At 72.8% G+C, this 17,911-nt stretch carries 16 protein-coding genes; 6 read left to right on the forward strand and 10 right to left on the reverse strand.

Going from position 1 to position 17,911, the window contains the following annotated elements; genetic code table 11:
* Nucleotides 1-16: 16 nt before the first annotated feature.
* The 3 genes from AMK13_RS18440 (at nucleotide 17) to AMK13_RS18450 (ending at nucleotide 2,574) form a co-directional block, all read left to right on the forward strand.
* On the forward strand, nucleotides 17-379 hold the full coding sequence (locus tag AMK13_RS18440) for a DUF742 domain-containing protein (protein WP_049660856.1): 363 nt from the start codon (nucleotides 17-19) through the stop codon (nucleotides 377-379).
* Nucleotides 360-977: a GTP-binding protein gene (locus AMK13_RS18445; RefSeq protein ID WP_074003168.1), complete on the forward strand. Its 618-nt coding sequence runs from the start codon at nucleotides 360-362 to the stop codon at nucleotides 975-977. The genes AMK13_RS18440 and AMK13_RS18445 overlap by 20 nt, the downstream gene beginning before the upstream one ends.
* 88 nt (nucleotides 978-1,065) lie before the next feature.
* On the forward strand, nucleotides 1,066-2,574 hold the full coding sequence (locus AMK13_RS18450) for a cytochrome P450 (RefSeq protein WP_074003169.1): 1,509 nt from the start codon (nucleotides 1,066-1,068) through the stop codon (nucleotides 2,572-2,574).
* Between the two features lie 44 nt (nucleotides 2,575-2,618).
* On the opposite strand, the gene AMK13_RS18455 is transcribed toward AMK13_RS18450, so the two are convergent.
* The 3 genes from AMK13_RS18455 to AMK13_RS18465 all read right to left on the reverse strand — a co-directional run bounded on the left by AMK13_RS18455 (nucleotide 2,619) and on the right by AMK13_RS18465 (nucleotide 6,774).
* The gene (locus AMK13_RS18455) at nucleotides 2,619-4,253 is read right to left on the reverse strand and encodes a purple acid phosphatase family protein (protein ID WP_074003170.1); all 1,635 of its coding nucleotides are present in this window, start codon (nucleotides 4,251-4,253) and stop codon (nucleotides 2,619-2,621) included.
* A gap of 155 nt (nucleotides 4,254-4,408) precedes the next feature.
* On the reverse strand, nucleotides 4,409-5,230 hold the full coding sequence (locus AMK13_RS18460) for an SAM-dependent methyltransferase (protein ID WP_107086434.1): 822 nt from the start codon (nucleotides 5,228-5,230) through the stop codon (nucleotides 4,409-4,411).
* A gap of 191 nt (nucleotides 5,231-5,421) precedes the next feature.
* Nucleotides 5,422-6,774 (reverse strand): MFS transporter, encoded by a 1,353-nt coding sequence (locus AMK13_RS18465; RefSeq protein ID WP_079272265.1) that lies wholly within the window; start codon nucleotides 6,772-6,774, stop codon nucleotides 5,422-5,424.
* Nucleotides 6,775-6,920: 146 nt separating this feature from the next.
* Here AMK13_RS18465 and AMK13_RS18470 point away from each other — a divergent pair, with 146 nt between their 5' ends.
* A complete protein-coding gene (locus tag AMK13_RS18470; protein ID WP_074003172.1) occupies nucleotides 6,921-8,525 on the forward strand; it encodes an alpha/beta hydrolase in 1,605 nt (534 codons plus the stop codon).
* 60 nt (nucleotides 8,526-8,585) lie between these two features.
* Here AMK13_RS18470 and AMK13_RS18475 read toward each other — a convergent pair whose 3' ends face one another.
* The 3 genes from AMK13_RS18475 to AMK13_RS18485 form a co-directional block, all read right to left on the reverse strand.
* Nucleotides 8,586-8,936, reverse strand: a complete 351-nt coding sequence (locus AMK13_RS18475; protein ID WP_074003173.1) for a 5-carboxymethyl-2-hydroxymuconate Delta-isomerase — start codon at nucleotides 8,934-8,936, stop codon at nucleotides 8,586-8,588.
* 127 nt (nucleotides 8,937-9,063) lie between these two features.
* Nucleotides 9,064-9,456 (reverse strand): ribonuclease domain-containing protein, encoded by a 393-nt coding sequence (locus tag AMK13_RS18480; protein ID WP_074003174.1) that lies wholly within the window; start codon nucleotides 9,454-9,456, stop codon nucleotides 9,064-9,066.
* A 96-nt stretch (nucleotides 9,457-9,552) separates the two neighbouring features.
* Nucleotides 9,553-10,623 (reverse strand): phosphatidylinositol-specific phospholipase C domain-containing protein, encoded by a 1,071-nt coding sequence (locus AMK13_RS18485; protein ID WP_063780152.1) that lies wholly within the window; start codon nucleotides 10,621-10,623, stop codon nucleotides 9,553-9,555.
* 291 nt (nucleotides 10,624-10,914) lie between these two features.
* Between AMK13_RS18485 and AMK13_RS18490 the strand changes: the two genes are divergently transcribed.
* Nucleotides 10,915-11,559, forward strand: coding sequence for a dihydrofolate reductase family protein (locus AMK13_RS18490; protein ID WP_074003175.1), 645 nt, complete (start codon nucleotides 10,915-10,917; stop codon nucleotides 11,557-11,559).
* A gap of 71 nt (nucleotides 11,560-11,630) precedes the next feature.
* Here the strand turns inward: AMK13_RS18490 and AMK13_RS18495 are convergent, their stop codons facing one another.
* The gene (locus tag AMK13_RS18495; RefSeq protein WP_074003176.1) at nucleotides 11,631-12,509 is read right to left on the reverse strand and encodes a geranyl diphosphate 2-C-methyltransferase; all 879 of its coding nucleotides are present in this window, start codon (nucleotides 12,507-12,509) and stop codon (nucleotides 11,631-11,633) included.
* An 87-nt stretch (nucleotides 12,510-12,596) separates the two neighbouring features.
* Entirely contained in the window at nucleotides 12,597-13,895 is a 1,299-nt protein-coding gene (locus tag AMK13_RS18500; RefSeq protein ID WP_241852934.1) for a family 2 encapsulin nanocompartment cargo protein terpene cyclase, read from the reverse strand.
* A gap of 545 nt (nucleotides 13,896-14,440) precedes the next feature.
* On the opposite strand from AMK13_RS18500, the gene AMK13_RS18505 reads away from it, so the two are divergent.
* Complete coding sequence (locus tag AMK13_RS18505; RefSeq protein ID WP_049651571.1) at nucleotides 14,441-15,766, forward strand: radical SAM protein; 1,326 nt, start codon at nucleotides 14,441-14,443, stop codon at nucleotides 15,764-15,766.
* A 49-nt stretch (nucleotides 15,767-15,815) separates the two neighbouring features.
* On the opposite strand, the gene AMK13_RS18510 is transcribed toward AMK13_RS18505, so the two are convergent.
* Nucleotides 15,816-16,649 (reverse strand): thioesterase family protein, encoded by an 834-nt coding sequence (locus tag AMK13_RS18510; protein WP_074003177.1) that lies wholly within the window; start codon nucleotides 16,647-16,649, stop codon nucleotides 15,816-15,818.
* A gap of 152 nt (nucleotides 16,650-16,801) precedes the next feature.
* Complete coding sequence (gene sph / locus AMK13_RS18515) at nucleotides 16,802-17,779, reverse strand: sphingomyelin phosphodiesterase (protein WP_049651569.1); 978 nt, start codon at nucleotides 17,777-17,779, stop codon at nucleotides 16,802-16,804.
* Nucleotides 17,780-17,911: the final 132 nt, after the last annotated feature.

A 17,911-nucleotide genomic window follows, 5' to 3' on the forward strand; every position in this document is an offset into this window, starting at 1 on the left:
ACAGTGAGGCGGTGGCATGACGGCCGCGCAGGGCGGCTGGGACGGCCCCGAGCCCGACCGGCTGTACGTCATCACCCGGGGCCGCAGCGGCCCGTCGGGGCCGGGGGTCTTCGACCTGGTCACCCTGATCGTCTCCCGCGCGGAGCCGACCCCCGCCCACCAGCCGGAGCACGCCGCGATCCTGCGGCTGTGCCGCTCCCCGCTCTCGGTCGCGGAGGTCTCCGCCTACCTGGAGCTCCCCGTCAGCGTGGTCACCGTGCTGCTGGCGGACCTGCTCGACGACGGGCTGATCGAGGCCCGCAGCGCCGCCGTGCCCGCGGCGGAACTCCCCGACCGTGCCCTGTTGGAGGCGGTGATCCATGGACTTCAGCGGCTCTGACTCGGTGGTCGGGCCGACCGGGGCGGACCTGCTGCCGGACTCCGTCACCACGGCGGTCAAGGTGGTGGTGGTCGGCGGCTTCGGCGTCGGCAAGACGACGCTGGTCAGCGCGGTCAGCGAGATCCGCCCGCTGACCACCGAGGAGACCATGACCCAGGCCGGGGTCGGGGTGGACGACCCGACCGGCGTCGAGCAGAAGACCTCCACCACCGTGGCCATGGACTTCGGCCGGATCAGCATCAGCGACCGGCTCGTGCTGTACGTCTTCGGCACCCCCGGCCAGGAGCGGTTCTGGTTCCTCTGGAACGGCCTGTTCGAGGGCGCCCTGGGCGCGGTGGTCCTGGTGGACACCCGGCGGCTGGAGGTCAGCTTCGAGGTGATCGGGCGGCTGGAGGAGCGCGGTGTGCCCTTCGTGGTGGCCGTCAACAGCTTCCCGGAAGCCCCGGCCGTTCCGCTCGACGAGCTGCGGAGCGCGCTGGACCTGCCGTCCGAGGTGCCGATCGTCAGCTGCGACGCGCGCAGCCGGGAGTCCAGCCGGGACACCCTGATGACCCTGATGCACTACCTGTACGAGCTGGCCGTCCCGGCCACCCGCTGAGCCGGCTCCCGCGCCCGCTCGCCGGCCACCCACCGTCCGCCCGAGCCCGTCCGCTCGTCACCGAACCCCACCCGCGACCGGAGACCCCGTGACCACCCCGATCCCCGAACCCGCCGGCCCCGAATCCGTCGGCTCCGCGCCGGCCACCGCCCCGCCGCCCGGCTGCCCGGCCCACGCGGGCGGCGGCATCGCCCCGACCGGCCCCGGCGGCCTGCGCCGCCTGTACGGCCCGGAGGCCGAGGCCGACCCGACGGTCCTGTACGACAAGCTGCGCGCCGAGCACGGCGAGGTCGCCCCGGTGCTGCTGCACGGCGACCACCCGGCCTGGCTGGTGCTCGGCCACGGCACCAACATCACCGTGATGCGCACCCCCACGCTGTTCTCCCGGGACTCGCGCCTGTGGAACGCCTTCCGCAACAACGAGGTCCCGCCCGACTCCCCGCTGCTGCCGGTGGTCGCCTGGCAGCCGATCTGCGTGTTCGCCGACGGCGACGAGCACCGCCGGCTGCGCGGGGCCCTGCTGGACGGCCTGAACGGCTTCGACCGGCGCGGCATCCGCCGCCACGTCCGCCGCTTCACCACCGACCTGGTCCAGGTGGTCGGGCCGACCGGCCAGGCCGAGCTGATCTCCCAGTTCGCCGAGCACCTGCCGATGCTGGTGATGACCAAGCTGCTCGGCATGCCGGACGAGTACGGACCGCAGCTGGTGACCGCCGCCCGGGACCTGATGAAGGGCACCGAGACGGCGATCGCCAGCAACGAGTACGTGGTCGCCGGTCTGCGCCGGACCATCGCCCTCAAGCGCGAGCACCCCGGCGACGACCTGACCAGCCGTCTGCTGGCGCACCCGGCCGGGCTGACCGAGGACGAGGTGATGGAGCACCTGCGGGTGGTGCTGCTCGCCGCGAACGAGACGACCGTCAACCTGATCGCCGACTCGCTGAAGATGGTGCTCACCGACCCGCGCTTCCGGGCCCACCTCTCCGGCGGCCAGATGACCCTGGGCGAGGCGCTGGACCAGGTGCTCTGGGACTCCCCGCCGATGTCCCTGGTGGCCGGCCGCTGGGCGACCGCCGACACCGAGCTGGGCGGTCAGCAGGTCCGGGCCGGGGACCTGCTGCTGCTCGGGCTCGCGGCGGCCAACGTCGACCCGGTGGTCCGCCCCGACCTGGCGGCCCCGCTGTACGGCAACCGCTCCCACCTGTCCTTCGGCGCCGGGCCGCACGAGTGCCCCGGCCAGGACATCGGGCGGCACGTCGCCGAGGCCGGGATCGACATCCTGCTCACCCTGCTGCCGGACGTCCGGCTCGCGGTGCCCGAGGAGGAGCTGGTCTGGAGCTCGGCCTGGATCTCCCGGCACCTGACGGCGCTGCCGGTGGAGTTCACCGCCCGCGACATCGAGCCGGACCCGCTCTCGGTGGCGGAGGCGGAGCTGGCGGAGGCCGACGCGAAGGCGGAGGCGGAGGCAGGGGCAGGGGTGGAGACAGGGGCGGAACAGGCGAAGGCGGCGCCGGAGCGGGGCGTCCCGGCGGCCCCGACGATCCCGGCGCAGCGCCGCGGCTGGTGGGACGTGCTCACCGGCCTGTTCCGGCGCTGACCGACACCGGCGCCGGTGTCGGTCAGTGGCGGTGACGGTGGCGGTCAGCCGTCGCGCCCGTCCGTCCGGCGCCGGTACAGGGTGAAGGTGTCCACCGGGGTGAGGTCCCCGTGCGGTCCGTCGAAGGTGTAGTAGGTGACCTTCATGGTGGTGGTGCCGCCGCGCCGGTCGCCCGGGTCGACCTCGAAGGCCGCGAAGCCGTGGGCGTGTTCGCGGTCCTGGACGGCGGCCCAGGGCGCGTCCTCGGTGAGCCAGATCGACTCCCGGTAGGGCGCGCCCGGTTTCGGGTCCTCCAGCCCGATGACGACCCGGCCCTTGGGCTGCTCGAAGAGGTCGTCCTGGGTGGTGGCGGCGTTGCCGCCGGCGCCGATGACCATGTGGACGGTGCCCCGCCCGGTGTCGACCATGTCGGTGCGGGTGCTGGTCGGCACCGGGGTGTGGGCGTCGTTGGGCAGGGTGCCGCGGACGGGGTGGGAGCGCTCGTAGTAGTGCTCGTGGCCGCACACCACCAGGTCGACCCCGTAGGCGTCGAACAGCGGGCCCCAGGTCTCGCGCAGGCCGAGGTCGCTGCCGGAGCCGTGCTTCGAGCTGGAGATCATCGGGTGGTGCATGCAGACCACGATCCAGTCGATCGCCCGGTTGTTCCGCGCAGCCCGCAACTCCCGCTCCAGCCAGCGCCGTTGGGCTCCGCCGGAGAAGCCGCGCAGGTAGACGTCGCCGGAGTTCTGGATGGCCTCGTCGTCGTTGGCGAGGCTGATGAAGCGCACCGAGCCGACGGTGAAGGCGTACCACAGGCCCCGGGTCTCCTCGTCGGAGGAGGCCGAGGAGTCGGGGAGGGAGAAGTACGCCTGGTAGCCGAGCGCGCCGATCGGGCCGTTGCCGCCCTCGTTCTCGTGGTTGCCGACGCAGGGCATCCAGGGCCGCAGCCGGGTGGAGCGGCTGTTGCTGATGAACCAGTCGGCCCAGGTCGCGGTGCGGCTCTGGCCGTGGCGGCCGGCGTAGGAGGAGTAGCAGAGGTCGCCGTTGATGAGGTTGAACAGCGGGCCGACGCGTTCGACCGCGGCGACGATGTCGGCGGAGGCCGCGGTGCCGACCTGGCTGCTCATGAACACCGGGTACTTGCCGAGCGGGGAGGGCATGCCGTCGGGGAAGGTGATCCGGCGGCGGAGGTTGGGCGCGGCCTGGTCGCCGAAGCTGGTGAAGGTGAACGGGGCCCGGCCGCGCGGGGCGGTGGTGAAGGTGCCGGTCTCGGGGGTGGCCCCGTCGTGGCCGGCGCTGTAGAGGTAGGTGGTGCCCGGGCGCAGGCCGGTGAGCCGCGCGTGGTGGACGTACACCTCGACCTTGTCGATCGAGTCCCGGTAGGTGCGGGTCTCGGCCTGGACGACCCGGCCGAGGCCGCCGTCCGGTGAGCCGTACCGCACCTGCGGACGGCGCACGGACTGCGGGGTGAGCCAGGAGACGGTCATCTCCGTGCCGGCGTCGGTGCCGAACTGGAGGTGCAGCCCGGACACCGCGGCCGTTCCGGAGCGGTGCGGGGTGGTCTGCAGGAGCGGGCTGGTGGGCGCGTCGTCGGCCGGTTGGGCGGCCGCGGGTTGCGCGCCCGCCGTCGAGGCCGCGGCCACCAGGGCGGCTCCGGCCGCCGAGGTGCCCTTGAGGATGGACCTGCGTGCAATGGTCATGAGGACTCCGCCTGCCGAGTGGGGGTTCGACAGGCAGTCACTTTAATGACATGTGCACGTAAAGACGATCGTTTTCGCAGCTTCCGTTCGCACGCTTCGTTCTCAGGCCTCGTTCGCAGGGCCCGTCCACAGGGCCCGTTCGCAGGGACGGGCGCCTACGCCTTGCGGCCGACTCCCCCGTACACCCCGACCTTCCCCTCGCCCGGCACCGGGTCCCCGGCGGGATCCGGGTGCCAGCGGTCGACCAGGACGACGCCCGGGTCGTCCAGTTCCAGCCCGCTGAAGAAGCGTTCGACGCGCTCGCGCGAGCGCAGGTGGAGGTCGATCCCGGCCTCCGCGTAGCGGCGGGTGGCGATCCCGGCGCGCTCCGGCGCGATGTCGGCGGTCCCGGCCGAGAGGGCGAGGAAGCTGCCGGCCGGCAGGGCGTCCAGGAGCTTGCGGACGGGCGGGTGCGCGACCTCGTCGGAGAGGAAGTGGACGATGTTGATGAGCGTCAGGGCGACCGGCTCGCGGAGGTCCAGGGTGGCGGCCACCCCCGGGTCGGCGAGGAACTGCTCCGGCTCGCGCAGGTCCCCCTGGACGTAGGCGGTACGGCCCTCGGGGGTGCTGGTGAGCAGGGCCCGCGAGTGGGCGAGCACGATCGGGTCGTTGTCGACGTAGACCACGCGGCAGGCCGGGTCGACGGCCTGGACGATCTCGTGCAGGTTGGGCGTGGTGGGGATGCCGGTGCCCACGTCCAGGAACTGGCGGACGCCGTGCACCCCGGCGAGCCGGCGGACCATCCGCCGCATCACGGCGCGGGCGGCGGTGGCGTCCTCGCGCACGCCGGGCAGTTCGGCGAGGACGCGGTCGCCGACCTCGCGGTCGGCGGGGAAGTTGGTCTTGCCGCCGAGCAGGTAGTCGTAGACCCGGGCGGAGTGCGCCCGGTCGGTGCGCAGGTCCACCGGCGGCGGCTCCTCGAACCCGGCCTCGGTCAGCCAGCTCTCCGACACGCGGCCCCCCGGCGCGCAGTCGTCCGAGCCGCAGCCGTCGGGCCCGCAGTCCTCCGGCAGGTCGCCGTCCCTTGCGTTGGTGTCCGGTATGTCGGTACCCGGTGCGTCGATGCCCACGCCAGCCCTCCCCGTTCAGCAGTGGTCCGGACCACTCAACCACAGCCGATGACTGTCCGTCAGGCGGTTCCGGGTGTCCGCTGAACCGCTCCTTCCGTCTCGCGGACGGCCTCGGCGAAGGAGGGCACCTTCATCGCCGTCAGCAGCGCGAGGGCCGGGCCGGCCGTGCACACGGTGACGTACGCGGGGATCACGCCCAGCCAGTGCCGGCCGCTCAGCCACTCGGCGAGCAGCGGGAAGGTGCCGCCGAACGCGGCGATGGTGGCCGCGTTGACCACGCCGAGGCCGACCGCCCGCACCTCGGTCGGGAACAGCAGCCCGGTGAAGACGTTGAGCGTGCCGAGCACCGTGGCCACCAGCATCCCCAGCAGCACGGCGACGACCTGGAACGGCAGCCAGCCCTGGCGCAGCCCGGCGAGCAGCACCCCGACCAGCGGGATCGGCAGGCCGAAGCCGATCCGGGCGACGGGCAGCAGGCCGAAGCGGTCGGCGGCGGCGCCGGTGAGCAGCATGGTGGCCAGCACCACGCCGAGCACCACGGTCATGAAGGAGGCCGCCTCCTCCTTGCCGATCACGTGGTAGGCGGCGGCGTACTGCGGCAGGTACACCAGCGCGAAGTAGTAACCGACCGTCCCGCCCAGGGTGTTGAGGAAGACGGTGAGCACCGCCCAGCGGTGCTCGCGCAGCGTCCGGAGGAACGGCGGGCGGGCGGTGCGGCCCGCCCGCTCCCGGGCGCGGTGGAACTCGGCGCTCTCCGGCGCCCACCGCCGCACCCAGACGGCGGCCAGCCCGAGCAGCGCGGCGACCACGAAGCCCCAGCGCCAACCGCCGTTCTCCAGGCCGGACTTGCCGAGGGTGTGGATCAGCAGGGTGAGCACGCCGAAGGAGAGCAGCGACCCGAGGATGATCCCGCCGTAGGAGACCGAGCTGAACGCGAAGCGGTGCCGCCGCGGGGCGGTCTCGGTCACGTACGCGGCAACGCTCGGCGCCTCCCCGCCGAAGGCGAGCCCCTGCACCACCCGGGCGAGCACGGCCAGCACGGCCGCCCAGACCCCGATGCTCCGCTGGCCCGGGACGGCGGCGATGCCCAGGCTGGCAACGGCGATCACCGCCATGCCGAGGCTGAGCGCGAAGCGCCGTCCCCGGGTGTCACTGAGCCGCCCGATCAGGTACGAGCCGACCGGCCGGGCGACGAAGCCCACCGCGAAGGTGACGTACGCGCCGAGCACGCCGCTGACGCCGTGTTTGCCGTGCCCGAAGAGGTCCGCCGCGAAGTAGGGCGCGAGGACGGCGTAGATGTTCCAGTCGAAGGACTCGACCACCGATCCGACCGTCGCCGCGGCCAACTCCCGCCGCCGCCCACCGGTTTCCGCCTGGTGACGGAGCGGTGCCACCGCACTGCTTTCTGTCATGACCTCAGCATGGCACCGTTCGGACCGCCGCGGAATCACTTCTCGCGGCCGGTGGGCGGCGTGCTCCGGCCCGTTGACGCAGAGCACTCTGAGAATCCCATGTGACTGATGTGACAGGCAGGTGATATTCCTGTGCCGTGCATTCCATGATCACCCGGACCCCGCGGCGCGCCCTGCCCGCCGCCGTCGCAGCCCTCGCCACCGCCGCTCTGCTGGCCGGCTGCACCAGCGGAGGCGGCACCGCCGCCGCGCCCTCGGCCTCCCCGGACGCCGCCGCCGTCGCGACGCCGAGCGCCGCCCCGACCCCGACGCCCAAGCCCACCGGCGCCGCCGACCCCGCCCTCAAGGCGTTCTACGGCCAGCAACTCGCCTGGGGCCCCTGCCAGAAGGACCCGCAGAACGAGGAGGACATCTCCGCGCTCCAGTGCGCCACCCTCAAGGTGCCGCTGAACTACGCCGCACCGGAGGTCGGCACCCTGGACGTCGCCGTGGTCCGCAACCCGGCGACCAAGCCCGACCAGCGGATCGGCTCGCTGCTGATCAACCCCGGCGGCCCTGGCGGCTCCGGCGTCGGGATGGTCACCTACGACCCCAAGGGCTTCGACGGCCCGGTGCACGACCGCTACGACATCGTCGGCTTCGACCCGCGCGGCACCGCCGGCACCAGCCCGCTCAACTGCCTGGACGACCGCACCCGGGACGACTGGCTGACCACCGACCAGCCCGCGGCCGACCACGGCAAGCAGCTGGCCGACGCCTGCCAGGCCAAGTACGCCCAGCTCCTGCCCTTCGTCAGCACCCGCAACAGCGCCCGGGACATGGACGTGCTGCGCGGCGCCCTCGGCGACCAGAAGCTCAGCTACCTCGGCCTGTCCTACGGCACCTACCTCGGCTCGCTGTACGCCGAGGAGTTCCCGGACAAGGTCGGCCGGCTCGTCCTGGACGGCGCCACCTCGGCCTCCACCTCGCTGGTCCAGCACAACATCGAGCAGCAGGGCGGCTTCGAGCGGGCCCTGAAGGCCTTCGCCGCGGACTGCGTCACCAAGGACGCCTGCTCGCTCGGCAAGGACCCCGAGCAGGCGGCGCAGAAGCTCGCCGCGTTCCTCGACGGGCTCAAGGACAAGCCGCTCAAGACGGAGAAGGGCCGCACCCTGACCTCCAGCGCGGCCTGGACGGGCGTGCTCAGCCGGCTCTACGGCGGCGAGAAGGCCTGGACCGGGCTGCGCAACTCCATCGGCTGGGCGATGGTGCGCGGCAAGGGCGACTACCTGCTGGACCTCGCCGACGGCTACAACGGCCGCGACAAGGACGGCAAGTACCGCCCCTCGGCGGACGCCTACACGGCCATCCACTGCGCCGACGGCGCCACCGACGCCCCGGCCGGCGAGCAGTTGCAGGCCGCGCTGACCGACCTCGCCGCCAAGGCCCCGCTGGTCAGCAAGCACGACCCGATGGCCGCGCTGTTCGACCCGGACTGCCGGATCTGGCCGGCCGCCTCGACGGAGAGGCCGCACGCGGTCAAGAACACGGCCGCCGCCCCGATCGTGGTGGTCGGCACCACCGGCGACCCGGCCACCCCGTACGCCTGGGCCGAGAAGCTGACCGCCGAACTCGGCAACGCCGTCCTGGTCACCCGCGAGGGCGAGGGCCACACCGGGTACGGCGCCAGCAAGTGCGTGCGCGCCTCGGTGGACGCCTTCCTGCTCGACGGGACCGTCCCGGCCGCGGGCATCCGCTGCCCGACGGACTGATCCGTCCCGCACGATGACGGCGCCGGGCCCGCGGGCCCGGCGCCGTCGCCGCTTTCCGGGTCAGTGCCCGGGGTGGTGGACGAACCGGTAGGTGTCCCGGTCGAGTTCGGTGACCTGGACGCCGATGGCGGCGGGCCCGGCGATCCGGGCGCGCAGGGCGGCGAGCACCCGGGCGGTCAGTTCGGCGCGCTGCCCGGCGCTGCGGCCGGCCAGGATCTTCACCTCGACCAGCACCGCGGCCTCGCCGCTCGTCCCGTCGCCGACCCGGTGGCCGCCGGCGGGGCGGAAGAGCGTCTTGCAGTCCGCCACCGTGGTGTCGATCACCTCGGTGATCGCCTGGTGGACCTCGGCGGCCAGCGCCGTCCGGTCGAAGTCGAGTTCGGCCGAGTGGTCGACCAGGATCTGCGGCACGGGAACCTCCGGGAGTCGTTGCCGGGACGCCGCCGACGCTACCGGACGGGCCCCGAGCGCAAACCCCGGGCCCCGGCGCGGGGTGCGGCGCCGGGGCCCGGGGCTGTCCGGTGGAGCGGTGGCCGGGTCAGCAGCCGAAGTCGACCTTGCGGAAGGTCACGTAGTGGTCGGCGGTGTAGTAGTCCTCGTGGTACTGCTTGCCGGTGACGATGCGACGGGTGCCGCGGGTCGGCGAGCCCGGGGTGACCACGGTGTACTCGTGGTAGTAGCCGGTCGCCTGCGCGGGCAGCACGCGCTCCTTGTTCTGGAAGACGACGCCGTCCTGGCTGTACGGGAAGGGACCGCCGGAGGCGATCAGGTTGAGGGTGGTGTGGGCCTGGGAGGGCAGGGCCGACAGGCACACCGAGCCGCTCACCGCGGCGTGCGCCTCGGTGGCGACGGCGATCGGCGCGAGGGTGACCAGGGCGACGGTGGCGGTGGCGGCGACGCGGGTCTTCCACGCGCGTAGAGTTCGGGTCATGACAACCAGGATGGCGATCCTCCGGGCCCTCCGGAAGCCCCGTTCCAACTCTTCACCTCCGGTCAACTTCGCCGACCCTCCCAGGACTTGACCAGGTCAGCCGCGCGACAGCACCAGCGACTGGACCGACGCCAGCCGGCGCCAGTCACTGGAGACGATGCTCGCGTGCGCCTTCGCCAGCTGCTCGGTGCGGGCCCTCGCCTGGTCGGCCGTCGGGTCGGTGGCACTGATCTCCGGGGCGACCAGGTGGGAGTCCGTCATCACCAGCAGGTAGTGGGCGTTGTCGTACCAGGCGGTGTCGATGGTCCTGACGAAGGTGGAGGCGTCGCCGTCGAAGACCACGAACCAGGGCCGGATCGAGGTGTCCGCGCCGGTGTACTGGCTCCGCGGGTCGCCGGTGGCGGCGCCGAGCACGGACGGGAAGACCTGCGCCTGGCCGATCCGGCCCGCCGCCGCCAGGTCGCGCAGGTGCCGGCCCTGCTCCACGTCGGTGTGCAGGGTGTCGAAGGGGTTGCCCAGCTCGACGGTGCCCGGGATCGCGTACAGCAGCACCTTCCCGGCCAGCGCCGAGCGGCGCGGCCAGTTGCCCGCCCGCACCGCCTCGTCGACGCTCGCGTACGAGCCGCCGCCGGGCTTGGCCAACAGGTCGGCCGGGCGCAGCACGGCGGAGCCCAGGTGGTCGGCGATCAGCGCGTCCAGCTGGTCCGGGCCCATCCCGAGGTCGGCCGAGTAGCCCGGCTTGAGCTCCAGCTTGATCACCAGCGGCCCGGCGCCCGGGTGCGCGGCGAGCCAGACCCGGACGTCGTCCAGGCAGTTCTCCAGGTACTGGTCGGTGCTGCCGCCGTACAGCTGGGCGGGGGTGCTCGCGGCGGTGCAGTTGTTGGAGTTGCCGAACGGGTTGGAGTGGCTGACCTGCCACCGCTTGGTGAAGATGTTCGGCCAGAGGTCCAGCTCGATCATGCCGGTGCCGGTGTCCAGGCCCTGGGCGAGGTACGGGAAGGCCGCCGGGTCGTAGGTGTTGTGGAGGCCGACGGTGGTCGCGGAGCCGAACGGCAGGTCGCCCGGCCCGGCCGTGGTGGCGTCCGCCGGGGCGGTCGGGATCAGCGCGGCCGCGGCGGCGATCAGGCCGGCGGCCAGGAGTCCGGTCAGGGTGCGGCGTACGGTCATCGGAACGGTCCCCCAAGTCGTGGGATGCCGGCCGCCCTGCTCCCGGGCAGCCTGACGAAGCATCGCCCGCCCGGGCGTGCTCAGGATGAAGAAGGCACGACAATAGCGTGACGGCTGCACCGCTTCTCCCCCGCTCCCCTCCCCTTCCTCCACGCGCTCCGCACCCGTCCCACCCGCCACGCCCGGGACGGTGACGGAACGTCATGGCATCGGAGCCGCGGGTTAGCGTGGCCCGCGAAACGGGGCGCGGCCGACCGGTGCGCGCCGAGGCGCCGAGCGGCGGAGGCTGCGATGTCCCTGGTCCGGGTCCACAACTTCTCGATCTCCCTGGACGGCTACGGCACGGGCGAGGGCCAGAGCCTCGACGCACCGTTCGGCCACGCCGGCGGCCGGCTGCACAGCTGGTTCTTCGGCACCCGGACGTTCCGGCGGATGCAGGGCGAGGAGGGCGGCAGCACCGGCGTGGACGACGCGATCGCCCGCACCTGGGCCGACGGCATCGGCGCGGAGATCATGGGCCGCAACAAGTTCGGCCCGCAGCGCGGACCCTGGCAGGACGAGGACTGGCGGGGCTGGTGGGGGCCGAACCCGCCGTTCCACACCCCGGTCTTCGTGCTCACCCACCATCCGCGCCCCTCGGTGGAGATGGACGGCGGGACGGTCTTCCACTTCCTGGACGCCTCCCCCGAGGAGGCGCTGCGCCGGGCCAGGGAGGCGGCCGGCGGCCTGGACGTGCGGATCGGCGGCGGCCCGAGCAGCGTCCGCGCCTTCCTGGCCGCCGATCTGGTCGACCACCTGCACGTGGTCGTGGTGCCGGTGCTGCTCGGCCGGGGCGAGCGGCTCTGGGACGGGCTCGAAGGGCTGGAGCAGCGCTTCCGCACCGAGGCGGTGAGCAGCCCGAGCGGCGTCACCCACCTCACCTTCACCCGGCCGTAGCCGGCCCTCGTGCGAACGACGGCGGCCTCCCCGCGGGTACGGGGAGGCCGCCGTCGTGCGGTGCTACCGGATCAGACCCGGTCGGCCGCGATCAGCACGTACTGGAAGGAGCCGTCCTTGTAGGACTCGATGAACGCCTCCTCGATGCCGGTCACCAGCGAGGTGGTGTTCCGCAGCTCCCAGTAGGGCAGGGTGTCCGGCGTCAGGTCGATGACGGCCTGCGGCACCAGGCGGTTGTCGGCCATCGCCCGCAGGTACTCGCGGCGGGAGTGGATGTTGCACTCGAAGTGGGCGTTGATCTGCGAGACCCACTTCGAGGGCTGGCCGTAGCGCGGGTTCCAGCAGCCGGTGATGGTCACGTACCGGCCGCCGACGCTCAGCACCCGGGAGTGCTCGGCGAACAGGTCGTGCAGGTCGACGTACATGCTGGACTCGTTGTTCCAGGAGCCCGCGACCGAGCCGGTCTCGATGGGCATGTTCAGCATGTTGGCGACCTGGGAGCGGACGAACCCGCCGATGCCCAGCTCGGCGGCGCGCTTGTTGCCGAAGTCGGCCTGCTGGGTGGAGAGGGTCAGGCCCTCGACCCGGCAGCCGAAGCGCTGGTGGGCCATCACCATCGAACCGCCACGGCCGCAGCCGGCGTCGACCAGGGTGTGGTCGGCGCGGATGTCGCCGAGGTGGCCGAGCAGCACGTCGGCCTGGGCGGACTCCAGCCGGTGCAGCTCGGCGATCACCTTCTTCTCGCGCTCGGCGTCGGCCGGGTCCCCGATCGCGGCCTGGTCGATCGCGCCGATGCCGTAGTGGTGGTGGTAGAGGCCGTCGACGTCACCCAGGCGGAGGTTGACCGGACGGGCCTCGTGGTCCCAGTAGCGCGCGATGTCGCCCTGGTACGGAGTCGCCGGGCCGGGGATGGTGTTGCCGGGGGTGGTGATGTCGTCGGTCACGGACATGGGTCAGCTCCTAGCGGATGGTCAAGGGGTCGGTCATCAAGGGAAGTGCGCTGCCGACGGGAGGTGGTGCCCCCGGAGGGGCCGGTGTCACCAGAAGTCGGGCAGGGTGTAGCGGTAGGTGTTGGTCTGGTGCCAGTAGTGGTTGCCGTCGACCCACGCGGACACACCGCGCAGGAACCGTACGAGTGTCGGCACCGGGCAGGACACGGCCAGGGCGGCCGCCTCGGCCTCGAAGGCCAGCATCAGCTCGTTGTGGACCTCGACCGCCTTCAGGTAGCCCTCCTTGCGGGAGACGCCCTCGCGCTCGGAGATCACCACCGGCAGGTTCAGGTGCAGTCCGGGGCTGGCCAGCTCCTTCATGTACGAGTACAGGTCGTTGACGATGGTGGTGGCGTTGCCGGCCAGTGCGATCACCCGCTGCATGGCGGGCAGCGCGTGCAGCTCGGCGGGCAGCTCGTAGCCGCCGACGGTGTCCGTGATCGTCGGGCAGGGGCGGAAGTTGTTGAACTGGCGCATGGCCAGGTACTCCCACACCTCCGGGACGTGGTCCGCCTGGTCCCAGGAGGCCTCGGCCAGGTACCCCAGGTGCAGCCGCGCCATGTCGTGCCGGAACCGGTCCGACTGGGAGGGCGTGGCGGCCCGGGTGAAGTACTCCATCGCCGAGTGGTAGGCGCGCCGGGGCGCGTCCGAGCTCAGCGAGGCCTCCCAGCCCGGGTGGTACTCCGACGTGGTGTGCAGCGGGTCCAGCGCGGTGTGCGCGAGCAGCAGGCGGCTGCCCAGGCCGATCGGCGAACCGCCGAGGTCCTCGCAGTAGCAGTCGTCCACCGCGTTCTCGGCCACCATCAGGCGGGCCGCGAGCATCAGGTGGTCGACGCTCGGCGCGTCCGGGTGGCAGGCCACCATGTAGCGCCCGGTGGAGAAGCCGTTGAAGTCCTTCTCCCACTCCGGCGGGTAGAGCTCGATCTCCTCCATCGCCCAGGCCTTGAGCTTCGCGCTCAGCGCCTCCACCCGCACCGGGTCGGGCTCGGCGATCGGGTGGTGGTAAAGGCCGGGGATCGGGTCGCCGCTCCGGGGCTTGCCGCCGCTCGGCGCCTCGGCGGCCGACCCGGCGGCGGCCGGGGTCGGGGTCGCGGCGGTCGGGACGGGCAGGACGTGGGCGGACGGCACCCGGAACCCGGGCGTCGCCGCCGCGGTCTCGGTCACCGTCGTGGCCTCGGTCACGGTCGCGGTCGCCTCGGGGGCCGGGACCACCTCGACCGGGACCTCGGGCGTCGGAGCCTGGGGCGCCGAGACCTCGTCCGCCGGGGCCTGCGGCCTGAACTGCAGCCCGGAGGTGCCCAGTCCGCTGGGCCCGCGCAGGATCCGTTCGATCGCGGGGGAGCTCATGGGCCCACCACCGGGGCGGTGACGGGCCCGGATGGTGTGTCCGGCCTGGCGCACAGGGGCATGGAGCCTCCTCTGAAGGGGGTCGCACAATATGACGGGTCGTCATCCCACCCGCCTCGAACGGGATCTCCGGTCTCCGGCCCCGTCTCGCTCGGTTCACCACCGTAGGCGCGAAGGCGCGTTCCGCATCGCACCAGACGATCTTCATCACCCGATAGGGTGAACGTTCCCCATGCGGGTGTTTGGGCACGCCCCCGTCGTGCATCACCCCGCCCCGCACCTGCGCACTCCCGCCGCGAACCCGCCCGCCGAGCCGCCCGTCCGCGCGTCAACTTGCCGCCACTCGCGCGTGTCCCGCTCCCGCCGGCCGCGTCGTCCCGCTCGTGGCGCGGGCTGTTCGAACGCGAAACGAAATCACCCACGGCCGCCCGCCGGGGGCCGGTCGATCGTCCCGGGCCGGGCCCGGTGCGCGGCCGGGCGCGTAAGGCGGGACAGAATGGGCACGGCGCCGTCGAGGAGGCGGGGCCAGGAAGGAAGACCAGCGCATGGAGAGCCAGGCCCGCAGCCGCACCGCACTCGTGGAGCAGCTCATGGAGCGCTATCCCGACGTGCCCCGGGAGGCGGTGATCAAGGAGGACCTGCTGCGCGGCGGCATGGCCTTCGACGAGTCCGCGCTGAGCGGCAGCGCGGGCGCCGACGGGGGCGGCGAGGTCAAGCCGAAGTCGTACTTCATCTTCTCCTTCGACCACCGCACGCTGCCCGAGCTGGGCGCGGCCGCGCTCAACCGGCCACCGGAGGAGGTCGTGCTGACCGGCGGGCCGTACGGGCTGCGCCGCACGGTGGTGTCGGTGCGGGTGAACCCCGACTCGCCGTACCGGGTCGGCGCCGGGGACGACGGCACGCTCGGCCTCTACCTGGACGGTGCGCGGATCGCCGACGTCGGCCTGCCGCCGATGCCGGACTACTACCGGCACACGCTGGCCAACGGGAAGTCGGTGATGGAGGTCGCCCCGACCATCCAGTGGGGCTACCTGATCTACCTCACGGTGTTCCGGGTCTGCCAGTACTTCGGCGCCAAGGAGGAGTGCCAGTACTGCGACATCAACCACAACTGGCGCCAGCACAAGGCGGCCGGCCGCCCGTACACCGGGGTCAAGCCGGTCGAGGAGGTGCTGGAGGCGCTGGCGATCATCGACCGGCACGACACCGCCCGGGCCTCCCAGGCGTACACCCTCACCGGCGGGGCGATCACCTCGCACGTCGGCGGCCGGGACGAGGCCGACTTCTACGGGCAGTACGCCAAGGCCATCGAGGAGCGCTTCCCCGGCCGCTGGATCGGCAAGGTGGTGGCCCAGGCGCTGCCGCGCGAGGACGTCCAGCGCTTCCACGACTACGGCGTGCGGATCTACCACCCCAACTTCGAGGTATGGGACAAGCGGCTGTTCGAGCTCTACTGCCCCGGCAAGGAGCGCTACGTCGGCCGGGACGAGTGGCACCGCCGGATCCTCGACTCCACCGAGGTGTTCGGCCCGGAGAACGTGATCCCCAACTTCGTCGCGGGCGTGGAGATGGCCGAGCCCTTCGGCTTCACCACGGTGGACGAGGCGATCGCCTCCACCGAGGAGGGCCTGCGCTTCTTCATGTCCCGCGGCGTGGTGCCGCGCTTCACCACCTGGTGCCCCGAGCCCACCACCCCGCTCGGCAAGGCCAACCCGCAGGGCGCGCCGCTGGAGTACCACATCCGGCTGCTGCAGACCTACCGGGGCACCCTGGAGGAGTTCGGCCTCTCCTCCCCGCCCGGGTACGGCCCGGCGGGCCCCGGCAAGGCCGTGTTCTCGGTGAGCTCCTTCATGGACTCGCTGACCGGCTGAGGACCCGCCCCGGTGGTGCGGGCCGCGACGCCCGCACCACCGGGCGCCGTCAGCCCGCGTGCTGCGGGCGGACGGTGAGGATCTGCTCGGCCCGGCCCAGCGGCCCGCGGACGTCGTGCAGCACGGTGCTGGTGACGCCGTGCCCGGCCGGGCCGAAGCTGACGCTGGTGTCCAGGCCGGTCCAGCCGCCCTCGGGGCGGCGGTGGAAGTGGATCGTCAGGTCGGTGTTGGGGAACATCCACTCGGTGGGGCTCTGCCGCACGGCGATGCCGTTGGCGGTGTCCACCAGCATGACGAAGGAGGCGTGCGGGCCGCTGGGCTCCCCGGCGACCAGCTCGACCGGGGTGGAGAGCCAGGCGGCGGCGCGGCCCGGGGCGCTCTCCCGGCGGCGGACGTCGATCGAGGCGATGTAGCCGCCGCCCCAGACCCCGCGCATCGTCCAGGGCTCGAACTCCTCGGGCGCGGGCAGCGGCTCGTCGTGGGTGCCGGCGACGGCGGTGGTGTCCAGCTCGGCGAGGAACCAGGCGCGGGCCCGGACCACGGCGCGCCCGCCGATCGTCACGGTGGCCTCGACCAGCTCGATGGTGCGGCCGGGGCGGACGGTCTCCACCGTGATCTCGCACTCGTCGAGGGCGATCAGGCCGAGTATGTCGTAGCTGATCCGGGCCAGCGCCAGGCCGTCGGCGGGGCGGCCGGCCCCCTGCTGGTCGGCCCTTCGCTGGTCGGCCCGGTACCGGTCGATGGCGTGCACGATCAGGCCGCCGAGCGGGCTGAAGTGCTGCTCGTCGGGGTGCCAGGCGCCCTGCGCCTGCACGGTGGGCTTGTAGGTGTGGTCGCCGGTGCGCTGGTAGTAGCTGTCGGGCGCGGCGTTGGGGGTGGTCACGTGCGCTTCTCCTCGGGCCGGATCGCTGGCTGCCGGGCGGGCGCCGCCGGGGTACGACGGCGCCCGACCTCGGCGTTCAGGATCGTAAGGGGCCGAACCGCCCGCGCGGCGTCACGGGTGACGCATCCCACACCCCCGGGGGATCCGGCCGGTCAGTGCGCGGCGAGCGGGTAGTGGTCGGAGAGGTCGGTGTAGGTGTAGCTCTTGCCCCAACTGCTGACCGTCCAGGGCGCGCTGTGCACCCGGACCACCTCGTTGACGTACTGCTGCGGGCGGGCGTGGTCGGCCCGGTAGAGGACGTAGTCGAGGTCCTCCTTGGGCTCGCCCGGGTAGCGGTAGGCGGCGATGGAGTTGTCGACGGTGTCGAAGGAGTTCGGCCAGCCGGTGCGGGCGGAGGCCGGGGCGAGGTTGCCGTTGCTCAGCAGCGCCTGGTACTCGGAGCCGTGCGAGTCGATGTTGAGGTCGCCCGCGACCAGGACCGGCTCGTCGGCCGGGATCCGCTTGGCGTCCAGGAAGGCGCGCATCGCGGTGAGCTGCTTGGCCCGGATGTCCGCGGCCTGGCCGCTCGCGCAGCCGGAGTCGGTGGACTGGAGGTGGGTGCCGACCACGTGGGTGCGGCGGCCGTTGACGTCCAGCACCGCGTACGCGAAGCCCTTGTTGGAGAACCAGTCCGAGCCGCAGGCGTCCTTGAAGACGTACTGCTCCTTGCGCAGGATCGGCCACTTGCTGAGCAGGGTGACGCCGCCGTCCTCGGGGGTGGTGGAGCTGTAGCTGCCGGAGGTGGCGTCCCAGCCGCTGGTGGAGCGGCCGACCACCGGCGTGTGGTACGGGTAGGCGGCCGAGGCCTTGGCGGTGAGCGCGTCGGAGGCCGCGTTGTCGAAGGCCTCCTCCAGCACGACCACGTCGTGGCCCTGGAAGAAGTCCGCCGAGGCGATGGCCTGCGCCCGGTACTGCTGGCCCCAGTTGGGGTAGAGCGAGGTGCTCATCAGGAAGGTGTTGTAGGTCAGCACGTCGAGCGGGGGCGCGGTCGTCGGGGCGGTCTCGGCCGAGGCCGGGGCGGCGCCGAGCACGGCGAGGACGGTGGCGGCGGCACCGGCGGCGAGGGTGCGGCGGACGGACGACAGGGGCATCGGGCCTCCAGGAGGGCATCGCGGGTGTTGTCGTGGACCCGTCGGGTCAAGGGATGTTGTGTATCCAACTCGGCTCCCCGCACGGCCCGCAAGACAGCGGGCGAGCATGTGATGAACTCGTCGGTAACACCC

Origin of the sequence: Streptomyces sp. CB02056 (genome assembly GCF_001905545.1) — a bacterium.
Taxonomy (GTDB): Bacteria; Actinomycetota; Actinomycetes; order Streptomycetales; family Streptomycetaceae; genus Kitasatospora.